This window comes from Moraxella sp. DOX410 (genome assembly GCF_032248735.1).
GTDB lineage: Bacteria > Pseudomonadota > Gammaproteobacteria > Pseudomonadales > Moraxellaceae > Faucicola > Faucicola tetraodonis.
The window spans coordinates 1,514,858-1,529,587 of record NZ_CP135138.1 but is presented as its reverse complement, the minus strand read 5'-3'; the positions used below and the strand labels follow the sequence as shown (position 1 = coordinate 1,529,587).

Annotated in this window: 9 protein-coding genes; 1 reads left to right on the top strand and 8 read right to left on the bottom strand. The window is 42.4% G+C overall.

Features of this window, described 5'->3' with window-relative positions; all coding sequences use genetic code 11:
- Positions 1-9: 9 nt before the first annotated feature.
- The 7 genes from RNZ41_RS06745 to RNZ41_RS06715 all read right to left on the bottom strand — a co-directional run bounded on the left by RNZ41_RS06745 (position 10) and on the right by RNZ41_RS06715 (position 11,582).
- The gene (locus RNZ41_RS06745; RefSeq protein WP_135889334.1) at positions 10-1,794 is read right to left on the bottom strand and encodes an acyl-CoA dehydrogenase C-terminal domain-containing protein; all 1,785 of its coding nucleotides are present in this window, start codon (positions 1,792-1,794) and stop codon (positions 10-12) included.
- A gap of 136 nt (positions 1,795-1,930) precedes the next feature.
- Positions 1,931-3,724 carry an acyl-CoA dehydrogenase C-terminal domain-containing protein gene (locus RNZ41_RS06740; protein WP_065252469.1) on the bottom strand — a complete coding sequence of 598 codons (1,794 nt, stop codon included), beginning with the start codon at positions 3,722-3,724 and terminating at the stop codon, positions 1,931-1,933.
- Positions 3,725-3,872: 148 nt separating this feature from the next.
- A complete protein-coding gene (locus tag RNZ41_RS06735) occupies positions 3,873-5,717 on the bottom strand; it encodes a putative bifunctional diguanylate cyclase/phosphodiesterase (protein WP_314026907.1) in 1,845 nt (614 codons plus the stop codon).
- Between the two features lie 2 nt (positions 5,718-5,719).
- Entirely contained in the window at positions 5,720-6,604 is an 885-nt protein-coding gene (locus RNZ41_RS06730) for a 16S rRNA (uracil(1498)-N(3))-methyltransferase (RefSeq protein ID WP_219333114.1), read from the bottom strand.
- A gap of 295 nt (positions 6,605-6,899) precedes the next feature.
- Complete coding sequence (gene bioA / locus RNZ41_RS06725) at positions 6,900-8,267, bottom strand: adenosylmethionine--8-amino-7-oxononanoate transaminase (protein ID WP_219333115.1); 1,368 nt, start codon at positions 8,265-8,267, stop codon at positions 6,900-6,902.
- A 247-nt stretch (positions 8,268-8,514) separates the two neighbouring features.
- Complete coding sequence (locus RNZ41_RS06720) at positions 8,515-9,825, bottom strand: CitMHS family transporter (protein ID WP_409950570.1); 1,311 nt, start codon at positions 9,823-9,825, stop codon at positions 8,515-8,517.
- A 581-nt stretch (positions 9,826-10,406) separates the two neighbouring features.
- A complete protein-coding gene (locus RNZ41_RS06715; RefSeq protein ID WP_314026906.1) occupies positions 10,407-11,582 on the bottom strand; it encodes a transcriptional regulator in 1,176 nt (391 codons plus the stop codon).
- Positions 11,583-11,780: 198 nt separating this feature from the next.
- Here RNZ41_RS06715 and exaC point away from each other — a divergent pair, with 198 nt between their 5' ends.
- Positions 11,781-13,292: an acetaldehyde dehydrogenase ExaC gene (gene exaC, locus RNZ41_RS06710; protein ID WP_314026905.1), complete on the top strand. Its 1,512-nt coding sequence runs from the start codon at positions 11,781-11,783 to the stop codon at positions 13,290-13,292.
- A 265-nt stretch (positions 13,293-13,557) separates the two neighbouring features.
- On the opposite strand, the gene lldD is transcribed toward exaC, so the two are convergent.
- Complete coding sequence (gene lldD, locus RNZ41_RS06705) at positions 13,558-14,706, bottom strand: FMN-dependent L-lactate dehydrogenase LldD (RefSeq protein ID WP_314026904.1); 1,149 nt, start codon at positions 14,704-14,706, stop codon at positions 13,558-13,560.
- Positions 14,707-14,730 lie beyond the last annotated feature (24 nt).

Here is a 14,730-nt window from a genome sequence, read left to right as displayed (position 1 = left end):
AAGTAGGGATTAAGCAATGGTTGCCGCAAAATAATCGCGGTCAAACGCTGTGATGGGTTGGCTTGTTGCTTTTACCATCGCAATATGCGCATCTAAGCGTGGCAACATACGACCGACATAGTAGTCTGCTAATTTTGCTTTATTGGCATAGAAATCGCCTTCTTTGCCATTTGCGGCTTCAACCATCAAGCCAAACATATAAGCAAAGCTGACATAACCAAAGGCTTGTAAATAATCAACCGCACAGCCATTGATTTCGTCTTTATTTACCGCTGCCGCTGCTACCACCGCTTTTGTTAAGTCTTCAAGTTTATCCGCTGATGTTAAAATCGCTTGTTTGATGGCATGGTCTGCGTTCATGTTATTGGCAAAATCACGCATTTCTTGCACATACGTTGTCACAAACGCACCGCCGTTTTTCACCACTTTACGACCTAATAAGTCAAGTGATTGGATACCATTGGTTCCTTCATAAATTTGCGAGATACGGGTGTCACGTACGATTTGTTCCATACCCCATTCACGGATATAGCCATGACCACCAAAGCATTGCTGTGCATCAATTGACGCTTCAAGACCACGGTCGGTTAAGAATGCTTTAGCAACTGGCGTTAATAAGGCAACACGGTCATCAGCAGCTTTTCTTGCTTCAGCATCATCGGTATATTTGTTGGTATCAAGTTCTTTGGCGACATACATCGCAAAGCAGCGTGAGGCCTCACTGATGGTTTTGGCATTTAACAGCATACGGCGAACGTCGGCATGAAATACGATTGGGTCAGCGGCTTTGTTTGGTTCTTGGATACCGCTATCGGCGCGGCCTTGGATGCGGTCAAGGGTATAAGCTGTGGCGTTTTGATACGCTAACTCAGCGCCACCGATACCTTGTAACCCCATGGTCAAACGCTCATAGTTCATCATGATAAACATGGACGCAAGACCGGTATTTTCTGCGCCTACCATAAAGCCTTTGGCACCATCAAAGTTCATGACGCAAGTCGCTGAGGCCTTGATACCCATTTTGTGCTCGATAGAGCCACAGCTTACCGCGTTACGCTCGCCCAATGAGCCATCCGCATTCACATGGAATTTAGGTACGATAAACAATGAAATCCCTTTTGAGCCTGCCGGGGCATCGGGGGTTTTTGCCAATACCAAATGGATGATGTTGTCCGCTAAGTCATGTTCACCTGCGGTGATAAAAATTTTGGTACCTGTAATATTGTAGCTACCGTCTTCGTTTGGCACGGCTTTGGTTTTGATGATACCTAAGTCGGTACCTGCGTGCGGTTCGGTCAAACACATCGTACCTGTCCACTCACCTGAGTAGATTTTTTCTAGGTAGGTTTGTTTTTGTTCTTCAGAGCCTGCGTTATAGATACACATACATGCGCCACCCGATAGGTTTGGATAGAGCGCGAATGATTGGTTGGCGGTAAATACCATCTCTTCAGCGAGCATAGTCACCATTTTTGGCATGCCTTGACCACCATGATTTGGATCGCCGCCCAAACCAATCCAGCCGCCTTGTGCGTATTCGTCAAATGCTGCTTTAAAACCAGTTGGGGTTTTTACTTTGCCTTCACCCAGATATTGTGCCCCTTCTTCATCGCCTGAACGGTTGATGGGCAGTAACGTGTTTTTAGCAAATTTTGACATTTCTTCTAAAATCATATTGACCGTGTCACTGTCAACATGCGCTAACTGTTCATTTTTTTGCCAAAAATCGGCTGCATTGAATACATCATTCAAAATGAATTTCATGTCTTGAATTGGCGCATTATAAATAGGCATATTATTTCCTTTTATGGGTTAGCTCGTAATTCGAAATGAGACAAATCCTTAGACAGCTTTTGCTACCTAAGGATTAAATAAACTATCAATGATTCTATCATAATTTTATTACTACACTAGATAGCTTAGCAAAAAATTAGAATTGGAATTCGTCAACGTCCATGCTCATGTATGGCTCGAGACCTGTATCAATACGTTTGACGTAAGTTAAGGTGCGAGGCAATAGTTTTGCAAAGTAGAACTGAGCGGTTTTGATTTTCGCTTGATAGAATTTGGTCTCAGTGGTGTCGCCTTGGAGCGCTTGCTGAGCGACTAACGCCATACGAGCCCATAGGTAAGCTAGGGTGATGTAGCCACTATAGTACATGTAGTCAACCGCCGCTGCACCCACTGCATCAGGGTTTTCAGTGGCTTGCATACCAATGCGAGCGGTCAAATCGCCCCATTCTTTATTCAAACGTGCTAGTGGACGAATGAATTCACCCATCGCATCGTTGTCTTTGTTTTCTTCACAGAATTGATAAATGACTTTGCTAAAGTTAGCTAGCATTTTACCTTGTGAACCCAATACTTTACGACCTAACAAGTCGAGTGACTGGATTTCAGTGGTACCTTCGTATATACAAGCAATACGCGTATCACGTACGTTTTGTTCCATGCCCCATTCACGGATAAAGCCGTGACCACCATACACTTGCACACCGTGATTGGCTGCTTCATAACCTGTTTCAGTTAAGAAGGCTTTAGCAATTGGGGTTAAAAAAGACAACATTTGGTCAGCGTAAGCTTGTGTTTCGCCTTCACCTTTAGTTACCACATCAGAGAATTGTGATAGATAGTAGACGAGGGCACGGCCACCTTCTGCAAACGCTTTACAAGTTAATACCATGTTACGCACTGCTGGATGGACGATGATTGGGTCAGCCACTTGTTCTGGGGCTTTTGCACCGCTTAATGCGCGCATCGCAAGACGATCTTTGGCGTAGCTTAAGCCACCTTGGAAAGCCAATTCCGCCGCAGTGAGACCTTGAATCGCAGTACCAATACGGGCGGTATTCATAAAGGTAAACATACAGTTTAGACCTTTGTTTTCAGGTCCAATCAAGTAACCTTTAGCTTTATCAAAGTTTAGTACCGCAGTTGCAGAGGCTTTAATACCCATTTTGTGTTCAATCGAACCACAGGTAACGGTGTTACGCTCACCGATAGAGCCATCTTCGTTGACATTGAATTTTGGTACGATGAACAATGAGATACCTTTGGTACCTGCTGGCGCACCCGGTAAACGCGCTAGTACGATATGGACAATGTTGTCTGCCATGTCGTGTTCGCCCGCTGAGATAAAGATTTTTTGACCGGTGATAGCGTATGAACCGTCTTCATTGGGTTCAGCTTTGGTGCGGGTAATACCTAAATCAGAACCTGCATGTGCTTCGGTCAGACACATGGTACCTGTCCACTCACCGCTGACGAGTTTTAATAAATATTTTTGTTTTTGTTCATCGGTACCGTGGTGTTCTAGCGTACGGATAGCACCTTCAGATAGACCTGGGTACATTGAGAAAGACCAGTTAGCCGTACCTACCATTTCACTGACCGCTGAACCCAATGACAATGGCATACCTTGACCGCCAAATTCTTCATCGGCACATAAAGAAGGAAAGCCTAATTCACAGTATTGTTTATAAGCTTCTTTAAAGCCTTTTGGCGTATATACATTACCATTTTCAAAACGACAGCCTTCTTCATCGCCTGAACGGTTAAGGGGTGACAATTCTGCTTCTGAGAAGCTTGCACCTGCTTCTATGAAACTATCAATCGTTTCTTTATCCGTATGGGCATAGCTAGGAATGGTTTTGTAGTGATCTTCAAATTTTAATAATTCATGCATGACAAATTTCATATCACGAAGCGGTGCTTTATATTGCATACGATATCCTTGATTAGTGTTTTAAAAAGAAAAAAACCTACCCCAATACTAAGGTTTTATATCTCTAAGATAGGAAAATTTGACAAAGGTGACAAGGTACTAACATGACTATAGGGTCATAAAAAAATCTAATTAGTCTAATTTAAAATTATAGCAAATAGTTTGGTTTATAGTTGGCTTTGAGCCATTTACTGGCATCTTTACTAGACATGGGTACACCAAAACCGAAGCCTTGAATTAAATCACAACCCAGACTGCGCAAATATTCAATTTCTTCACGGTTTGAGACGCCCTCAGCCAAGGCCTTCATGGATAGCGAATGCGCCATATCAATCACTGATTTGACAATCACTTGTTTTTTTGGGTCTTGTAAAATATCCGTGATAAATAAGCGGTCAATTTTGAGCACATCAATCGGATATTTAATCAAATATTGCAGCGCGGCAAAGCCTGTACCAAAGTCATCAATCGATATACTAAAACCATACTGGCGCAGTTTTGATAACATCGCTTGCGCTTTTACTTCATCTTGAATGTTGCAGACTTCCGTGATTTCAAAACTGATTAATTGGGCAAGCCAACTATACTGCTGTATCATCCCTTCAATAAACTCAATAAATTTGTCACTAATCAATTGGCGAGTATCAATATTGATACAGATGAGGCAGTTATAGCCCATCTCACGCCATGTCAAAATCTGCTCGATACAAGCTAACACGATTTTTTCAAATAGCGGCTGCGATGACTTATCGAGCACCTCCGCCAAAAAATCGTTGGGATAGAGGAGTCCAAGGGTGGGATGCTCCCAGCGCACCAACGCTTCAAACATCGGCAAGTCAGGCTGTGCAAACTCTAACTTAGGCTGAAAGTAGGGCAAAATTTGCTGTTTTAATAACGCATTTTTAAACGCACTGAGCAAATGAATGTCTTTAAAATTGCCTTTTTGCTGGTTGGCATCATACCAAACACAATCTTCATCACTGATAAGCCGCGCATGTTTCAACGCCGTGTCTGCTTGTAAGAGCAGTGTCTGAGCATCTTGGGTATTGGTTGGGAAAACTGATGCGCCAATCGACAGCCTTAGATAGATTGATTGATCATCAATGCTAAAAGGTAAGTCAAATAACTGTTTAAGCGCTGCCACATAGCGATGCGCGGCATCAAGGTGTTGTACCGAAATCATCGCCGCAAAACTATCACCACCAAACCGCGAAAAAGTGACTAAACTGGCACCCGAAATTTTTAAGGATTTTACCCCTTTAACAAAACCTTGAATCAGCGTATTGGTATTTTCAATGCCAAGGCTGATGTTAAAAGACTGCAATTTATCAATATTGATGCGTAGCAATACCCCCATACACTCACGCTGATTATCGGCTGCCTGATAGTAGTCAATACAGCTTTTTAATTTGTGATAAAAAGTATCGTAATTGGGCAGGCCCGTTAATTCATCATAATTGTAGAGATGTAAGGTGTGGCTAAGCTGCGCATCTTTTTTGGTTAAATTGGTGAGTAGCCCTACATACACCACCCGGTTATCATCGACTTCACACACGGAAATATCTAGCCAAACCGCCACTTCAGGTGAATTGTGATAACAAAGCACTAAATTGGTCGAAATTGATTGTCGATTATCCAGTTTGGTAATGATGGCGGCAATCGCTTGCTGTAAGTGTGGAGCGTAGGTCTTATACGGATAAAAATAAAACGGGCTACCTATCACCTGATCGCGTGGCAAGGCGGTAATGTTTAAAAATTGCTGATTGACACAGATAAAACGTAGCTGTTCATCAAGCATAAAAATGCCATCATGGATTTTTGAAAAAACCGAGGCAAACACCGCATTTTGATGTTCAAGCGAAATTTTTTTGTCAAAAAAATGGCTATCGACAATAAATCCATACTGACTTAACTCATCATGACAAAACTTGTTAGCACCCGTAAAGCAATCACGATGGTCTATCGGCATGACTGGATCATTATTCGATGACATGATTATTCCTGTGCAAGGGTCAAAGTTTGATGTAGCGTCAACAATGAAGACAATGCGACGACAGGGGCTGTCTCAGTTCGTAGCACACGCTCGCCAATTTGCCAAGGCATAAAATCTCGCTCGATAGCTTGCGTTATTTCTTGCTCTGAAAACCCACCTTCTGCCCCAATTAGTAACCAAAATTGGGCTAAAGTACACTGTCTAAACTGGTTTGTTATATGGGGTAATGGGTTGGTGTATGAGGTATATTGCGTGATGGGTTCAATATCGTTATGCTCAATGTCGTTATGTTCAATGTCATCAGCTTGAATTTGATTGCAAGGTGTCGCTACGCCACTGTCATCAGGAGGCACGGCTAAAATTAATTTGGTCACGTTGCTAGAAGTGGGAACGCCTGCTAGCTCGTCAATCCAGTCGCTAAAAGTTTTTGGTACCAGTAATGTTGGCACAATATTAAGCCCACACTGCTCACAAGCCGATACCGCAATCTGCTGCCAATGGGCGAGCTTTTTATCGGCTTGGTCTGCTTTTAGGCGTACTTCGCCATGTTGGCTTGTGAGCAGTTGAATCGATGACACCCCAAGCTCTGTGGCTTTTTGAATGGCATAATCCATGCGCTCGCCACGACTCATCACCAAGGCAATGTTGACAGTAAATGGCAAAGCTCGATTGATCGGATTAAAATCGTTGATGGTAACGAGCGCTTGTTTTTTAGTGATATCCGTTAAAGTAACGGTATATTCACCACCTTGACCATCAAAAAACAACGCTTGTTCGCCCATACTTGCTCTTAACACTTTACACCAATGATGAAAAATATCTTCGGTCAAAGGCACAGTGCTGCCAACTTGTAGCAAATTTGGTTGGTTATAAAAAAATCTACGCATAAATCATCTAAGTGAGTTTCACAATTGAGTTAAGTTAAGTGGGTTAAAATACCTACAAAAGTTAAATATTTTTTGACGATAATCTCATGGATTATACGTTAAATATGGGCAATGTAAGCATAAGCTATGAATTTTAATACAATTTTTTAGAATACTGTAAGAATTGAATATTTGTAACAATTCCTAGCTTTTGAGGATGGATGATAACAACCAACATCTATTTATAATTAATTAATTAATTAATTAATTAATTAATTAATTAGTCAGTGAATTTCATGAGGCGTTAGCAGAGGTGTTAAGGCAAATCAATGGCTTGCAACGAGCCTTGGGGTATTTGGGGGATATGGTCACAAAGCTTTTGCAAACAATGATTTAATCTGCCAAAGATGTGCCCAATCTCTGCTGGGGTCGTGCAATAAGGCGGAATAAGATAAACATGGTTGCCAATCGGACGAATCATCACGCCTTGATCAAGGCATAAATTGACAAAAGCTTTGCCCAAATTTTGAGCAAAATCCAAGGTAAAAGCTGCAATCATGCCGGTTTGACGTACAAACTTTATGGGTAAATTGGCATCAACTAATTGCTGTAAGCCATCAGCCATCGCTTGGATAAGCGATTGGTTGTGTAGCAAGACATTATCGCGTTCAAACAGTTCAAGCGATGCCAAAGCCGCGCTACAAGCCAGTGGGTTGCCGGTAAAACTATGCGAATGTAGAAAACCTTTTTCCACTTTGTCATCATAAAACGCTTGATAAACATCATCGGTTGTCATGACGCAAGACATTGGCAGATAGCCTGCCGTTAGACCTTTTGACAGACAGATAAAGTCAGGGCAATAATCGTCTTGTTTATCCGCATCTGCCAAGGCTAGCATTTGCTCTACCGCAAACATAGTACCTGTACGACCAAAACCCACGGCAATCTCATCATATATCACATGGATGTGATAATGGTGCGCAAGTTTGGCAACGCCAAGCAAATAATTAGCAGAATACATCGCCATGCCAGCCGCTCCTTGTACCAAAGGTTCAAGGATAATCGCACAGATATCGCGGGATTTTTCTGCCAAGATGCGTTCTAGTGCATCCAAGCTTTTTTGCTCATGCAGCTGCGCTGGGATGGCGTCAGGGCTGAAAATATGCGCGGGGGAAGGAATACGAATTTGACTGACAATCAAATCTTTGTATTGCTCACTAAACAGCGGGATATCTGTCACCGCAAGGCTGCCAACGGTTTCACCGTGATAACCGTGTTCCAATGAGATAAATTTGGTTTTTTGCGTTTGCCCTGATTGCTGCCAGTACTGCAAACTCATCTTAAGCGCGACCTCCACCGCCCCTGAGCCACTGTCGGCAAAAAAAGCTTTGGTGAATGATTTAGGCGTGATGGCAACCAATTTTTCTGCAAGCGTCAGAATGGGCGGGTGAGTGACACTAGCGATTAAAGTATGCTCAAGCGTATCGAGCTGCTGTTTTATTTTTTCGTTGATAAAGGGATGGCAATGTCCATGTAAATTGACCCACCATGAGCTAATCATATCGTAATACGCGTTACCGTGCTGATCATACAATTGATTGCCTTGAGCTTTGACGAGGTGGAGTGGGGGATTGTTTTCAAGGGCTTGCATCTGTGTGCAAGGAAGCCATAACGCGTTATTCATAAGGGTCTCAAAATTTTTTGTCACATTGTAGCACTTTTGACCCAAGAAAAAAGGCTTGAAATCGCAAGCCTTCTAATGCTATGAGCGATAATGGTAATAATAGGAACGGTAATTATCACAGAATTTACGTACTATAAATTTTCGATAAAAAAGCGTCTAAAAAAATGTCGTTTTTAGACGCTTGTATAAAGCGTACATTTATAATGGTTGCTAAAATTGTATACTTAAAATACCTGATGATAGGGTGTCAAAGCGGCACACCACCCATTGTGAATATCCCTAAGGAAAATGCGACAAAAATCCCAATCGCCCATTTGGCTGATTGAATCTGCCATTTACCCATCTCAACGCCTGTAATATGCAGCAATAGATAGATAAATCCAACCAATGGACTTAATAAATGAAATGCTTGACCAGCGGTTGAAGCAATCGCAATATCCATTGAGCTAAAACCATATTTTATCCCAACTTGGTTTAATACCGGCAACACACCCAAATAAAAAGCATCATTACTTAGCAAAAACGTGCCAGGTACAGAGATCAAGGCGACAATTAACGGCCAATGATTACCAAATCGCTCAGGAATCCAGGTCGCTAGGGCTTCGCCCATGGCATGACTCATACCTGTTCCCGATAAAATCCCCATAAACACCCCCGCTGCCAGCACCATGAAAATTACTTGTACGGCTGATGAGCCATATTTTTCAATAATTTCACGTTGATCGGCTTGTTTCGGGTAATTGGCCATTAAAGCAACGGCTAACGCAATCGCAAAAATCAATGCTGAATTGACTTTTGGTAGAAACCACATCCCACCAAAAATAAGTTCAATCATGACTAGCAGCGTCAAGCCAAAATTGAACCAAATGAGATGGGGTCTAGTAAATTTAGCATCGTCCTCATGTGGTGTATCGATTAGATGCACCATACCATCTGTGTTTAGATTGGTGATACCCAATCGTTTTCTCTCTGCTAACCCCCGTATGACAGCCACAGCAATGACCCATATGGCGGCGATAATCATCCCCGGCATGATTGCACGTAATAACTCCCCCTCATCAACGTGCAGCGCTGTGATAATACGTGCGGTGGGTCCTCCCCAAGGTAACAAATTCATGATAGAGTTTGCCAGAACAATTAATACCGCCAAATCCATCATTTTCATATTCAATTTGCGATATACAGGTAGCATGGCTGAACAGACCACAAGGGTGGTCGTCGATCCATCGCCATCAACTGAGATGCCTAGTGCAAGAATCGCTGTGCCAACCAAGACTTTTAAAGGGTCGCCCTTGACTGCTCGGACAATAAAATTGACCAATGGCTGAAACAATCCAGCACTCAGCATTAAACCAAAGTATAAAATCGCAAATAACAGCATAAGTGCTGTACCTGCAACGCCTTTGATTTTTAAATCGGCATCGCTAATCATCCCAGCAATAGCATATTTGGGAATATCAAGTGCAGAGAACCCCCACTGGTTTATGGCTCCAGCGATAACACCAATAATTAAAGGCACTAAAATAAGAGAGGTAAAAGGGGACGCTTTGCGGGTCATGATAAGTATCATAAACCCGATCACAATTAATAATCCAAACAGCGCTAACATAGTTGTAATCCTTTACATTGTCAGTTAAAAAAGTGGCAATATTAGCATAATATTTTGTGTTTTTTCGATAATTTCTATGCTCATGACACAAACCAAGACATTCCGATACGCGCAACTATTAAAATGCCCCAATCTCTACAGCCACCTATCATAAAATGAAGTCAACCAAGTTAGATGCAGGTTATAAGCTAACCTATAGAAAAATATAGAAAAATAATAAGATAACAAGCCAACATCACTACGATGTCTTGAATGCTCAGTTGCACAAATAGGTTTTAGCGCATCAAAACTGGTGTTAAAAAATACATAAGCATTACCACCCAAAAGTGCATAGAGGCATCATCTATTTTTATTTTGACAGAACGATAGTATTGCAGCAATACTTGCACGGACAGCGCCTAGACAGGGTAGTAAAGCGGGAAGTCAAGAATAAAACACAACCAACGGTTTGGTGGGGGTATCACCCCTATCGAAAAAGCCTGGCAACGGCTTTTTCAACGAAAAATTCGTGATTAGGGGAAAATTGATGGTTACCGAGTTGACAGTACCTCTAAATGTTGCTGAATGGGGAGGTTATCTGGCATTAATTCAATCAACCTTTCTATGGCATCGCTAGCATCGGGGCAATTTGACAGATGCATGAGTAATAAGTCAACCTGATCTGAATGATAAATGGCTTGGCTCAAGCGAGCTTCCAAACAAGTGCGCCAAGTGCATAAAAAAGGGCTTTCAGTTTTGCTAAAAAATATACCGGTATACAATTTGAGGGCGGCTTCTAAATAACCTGCATTTAATGATTGTTCAACCCGCAAAAAATCACCATCCACTGGCATTAATAATCGGTACGGACGAGAACCCAATAAACCAGTAAGCGTATCACGTAACTGCGACATTTCAGTCTTTAGCGTACCTTGTGATACTTTACGCTCACCGTAGATTGCTTGGTGTAAAGCATCTAAGCTCATACCTTGGGGGCAAAGTGATAACACTGTCAATATCTCGACTTGCCGAGGGGTTAGCCGCAAGGTTTTACCATTGAATATCACGCTGGGTTCATTAAATCCTTGAATATACAGATAGTGTCTTTGGCACTCATTTAAAGCAGATTGTAAAATACTGGCACAGCGTTCAGCAGCAAATATGCCAAAATTATTGTGATTTTGCCAAGTGGTCGATAAATCTAAGACGCCAATGACCTGCCTGGTATGCGGTTCAATGATAGGCGTGGCATAACAGACCCATTCATGAACCGAAGGCATATAATGTTCATTGGCAAAAACACAAGTTGATTGCTGCGTTTTTAGCGATAAAGCCAGCGCATTTGTGCCAACTTGGCTTTCCCCCCAGCATCCGCCTTCGATGAAGTTAACCGCTTCTGCCGCTTTTTGCATAGACTTGCTGGCAGTCGTCCAAATAATCGTACTACCGATATCAGCCACAGCCATCACCATGGAGGATTGCAACGTGATATGTTGTAATTGATCTTGACAATAGTCTAAGGCTTTTTTTAGATAATAAGATTGATCGCTTTTGATGACGTTAATGGGTGCTTGTTGGCGCTCAGTTGGAATGTTAGCACTGTCTGAGCGGTGCCATGACTGAACAATACTTTGTTGAATAAGGTCTGCATTATTATCGGTAAAGGTAATATTAAAACGCCTCTTATCAATCCGATGCCTTTGCTCTAACAGTCTATTTTTATTCATATTTTAAAATATCCTAATTCACTAACCAATCCTTGGTTTTTAAAATAAGCTATCCTCAATAGTATAATGTGCCTAGCGTATTGTAAAGAATAATTAAACACCTACCTTTTACCTACCGTTTCTGTAATAATATGAATTTGTAAACCCCCCAACTGCACGAAGCAGTTTATCTACCAACTGACAAAAGGAAATGTCATTATGCGTTATGCTGACCCTAATACTGACGGTGCTAAAATCAATTTTAAAGAAAAGTATGACAACTTTATTGGCGGCCAATGGGTTGCGCCTGTTAAAGGTGAGTACTTTGATAACATCTCACCTGTCAACGGCAAGCCCTTCGCCAAAGTCGCCAAATCAAGTCCAGAAGACATTGAACTTGCACTTGATGCTGCCCATACTGCTAAAACTAAGTGGAATGCGGCTTCACCCACAGAGCGCTCTAATTTATTATTAAAAATCGCAGATCGCCTTGAGCAAAATATTGAGTTATTGGCGGTAGCTGAAACATGGGAAAACGGTAAACCCATCCGTGAAACCTTGGCTGCGGATATACCACTTGCCATTGACCATTTTCGCTACTTTGCCGGTGCAATCCGCGCGCAAGAAGGCGGTGTTTCACCCATTGATGATGACACTGTCGCTTATCACTTTCATGAGCCTTTAGGGGTGGTTGGACAAATCATTCCTTGGAACTTTCCAATTTTAATGGCTACCTGGAAAATAGCGCCTGCACTAGCCGCGGGTAACTGCATCGTTTTAAAACCCGCCGAGCAGACGCCTGTAAGCTTATTGGTGCTTGTTGAATTGATTCAAGATTTGCTACCAGCAGGTATTTTAAATATCGTGAATGGGTATGGCGAAGAGGTGGGTAGTCATTTAGCTAGAAGCCCACGTATCTCAAAAATTGCCTTTACTGGCTCAACCCCTGTCGGTCAGCTTATTATGAAGTATGCGACAGAGAATATTATTCCAGTTACTTTAGAATTAGGCGGTAAATCACCCAATATTTTCTTTGCCGATGTCATGGATAAAGAAGATGATTACCTAGAAAAAGCGCTTGAAGGTTTTACTATGTTTGCGCTCAATCAAGGTGAAATATGTACCTGTCCTTCGAGAGCCTTAGTGCATGAAAGTATCGCCGATGCCTTTTTGGCGAAAGCCGTAGAACGGGTAAAACGTATTAAAACAGGTCATCCATTGGATACGGAAACGATGATTGGTGCGCAAGCCTCTCAGGAACAACAAGACAAAATCTTAGGCTGTATTGCTACAGGTAAACAAGAAGGCGCCGAGCTTTTAACCGGTGGTAATGCAAGACATGAGGTGGGTGAAGGTTATTATATCGAGCCGACGATTTTTAAAGGCAATAATGATATGAAAATCTTCCAAGAAGAGATTTTTGGCCCAGTATTGTCTGTGACAACCTTCAAAGACTTTGATGATGCCATGCGTATTGCCAATGACACCATGTTTGGGCTAGGTGCTGGCGTGTGGGCACGTAGTGGCAATACTGCCTACCGTGCAGGGCGTGGCATTGAAGCTGGGCGAGTATGGACAAACTGTTACCACATTTATCCAGCCCATGCTGCATTTGGTGGTTACAAGAAATCAGGCATCGGGCGTGAAAACCACAAAATGATGCTAGAGCATTACCAAAATACCAAAAATTTACTGGTCAGCTATTCTGAAAAACCGATGGGCTTCTTCTAGAATTTGATAGGTCATAAGCAACAAAAACCGCTCTCATAGAGCGGTTTTTTTATCGAAAATAAAAAGTATCAATATTAAATTTATTCACCATCGCTCAATCAGACACTCACAATAAGCAGTTATTGCGCCATAAAGTTGATAAATTCATTGCACTTAGTGGCGCACTTAGTTTAAAAAAATTATAGTTTAGCCATAAAACCTTAGCATTTACTAAAATAAGAAAATATCATAGAGACGCTGAGGTTGGCTATTCACTATCAGTCTATCAAGTCAGGCTGCTAAAATCTACTAAACAGTCTCGATTGATATCTTGAATTCGGTTTGCACTGGTCAATGTCATTGCCACGCGCATTTCTTTGTCTATCAAGTTGAGTAAATTGGTCACCCCAGCCTCACCATCGGCGGCTAACGCATAGACAAATGCACGTCCTAACATACATAAATCTGCCCCCAATGCCAACATTCTCACCACGTCTAAGCCATTACGGATACCCGAATCGACCAAGATTTTGATATCACCTTTAACAGCATCGACAATTTTGGGTAGGGCAGTGGCGGTTGACATAACCCCATCAAGCTGACGCCCACCATGATTGGAAACCACGATACCATCAGCGCCAAAACGTACCGCATCTTTGGCGTCTTGTGGGTCGAGAATACCTTTGATGACCATAGCGCCATCCCAAAAGTCACGAATCCATTCTAAGTCTTTCCAAGAAATAGAGGGATCAAAGTTATTACCAAGCCAACCGATATAATCTTCTAAGCCAATCGCTTTACCAAGATATTTAGAAACATTACCCAAGTCATGCGGTCTTCCTAGCAATCCCACGTCTATTGCCCAGTGCGGATGGGTGAAGGCTTGTAGATAGCGACGCATGGCAGCATTGGGTCCGCTCATGCCAGAGTGTGCATCGCGATATCTCGCCCCTGGGACAGGCATATCGACGGTAAACACCAGCGTTGAGCAGCCTGCCGCTTTGGCGCGCTCTAGCACATTTTGCATAAACTTACGGTCACGCAACACATACAGCTGAAACCACATAGGGCGATTGATTTTTGGGGTCACTTCTTCGATAGGGCAGACTGATACTGTTGACATGGTAAATGGAATGCCTTTTTTATCGGCAGCCATGGCTGCTTGGACTTCACCACGGCGAGCATACATACCCGTCAAACCCACTGGAGAGAGCGCCACAGGTAAAGACAGCTGTTCACCAAAAATCTCAGTGGATAAATCAAGCTGCGTCATGTCTTTTAGTACCCGCTGACGTAAGGCAATACTCGATAAATCTTCAACATTACGTTTTAGGGTGTATTCTGCATACGCGCCACCATCAATGTAGTGGAATAAAAAAGGGGGTAAACGACGGCGCGCCGCTTCTCGGTAATCATTGGCAGAAGAAATAATCATAATATCCCTATCTTAACTATGTTA

What these genes read in the sequence shown, in the direction of transcription:
- RNZ41_RS06745 (WP_135889334.1), bottom strand. Translation starts at nt 1,794, where the DNA reads ATGCCTATTTATAATGCGCCAATTCAAGACATGAAATTCATTTTGAAT.
- RNZ41_RS06740 (WP_065252469.1), bottom strand. Translation starts at nt 3,724, where the DNA reads ATGCAATATAAAGCACCGCTTCGTGATATGAAATTTGTCATGCATGAA.
- RNZ41_RS06735 (WP_314026907.1), bottom strand. Translation starts at nt 5,717, where the DNA reads ATGTCATCGAATAATGATCCAGTCATGCCGATAGACCATCGTGATTGC.
- RNZ41_RS06730 (WP_219333114.1), bottom strand. Translation starts at nt 6,604, where the DNA reads ATGCGTAGATTTTTTTATAACCAACCAAATTTGCTACAAGTTGGCAGC.
- bioA (WP_219333115.1), bottom strand. Translation starts at nt 8,267, where the DNA reads ATGAATAACGCGTTATGGCTTCCTTGCACACAGATGCAAGCCCTTGAA.
- RNZ41_RS06720 (WP_409950570.1), bottom strand. Translation starts at nt 9,825, where the DNA reads ATGACCCGCAAAGCGTCCCCTTTTACCTCTCTTATTTTAGTGCCTTTA.
- RNZ41_RS06715 (WP_314026906.1), bottom strand. Translation starts at nt 11,582, where the DNA reads ATGAATAAAAATAGACTGTTAGAGCAAAGGCATCGGATTGATAAGAGG.
- exaC (WP_314026905.1), top strand. Translation starts at nt 11,781, where the DNA reads ATGCGTTATGCTGACCCTAATACTGACGGTGCTAAAATCAATTTTAAA.
- lldD (WP_314026904.1), bottom strand. Translation starts at nt 14,706, where the DNA reads ATGATTATTTCTTCTGCCAATGATTACCGAGAAGCGGCGCGCCGTCGT.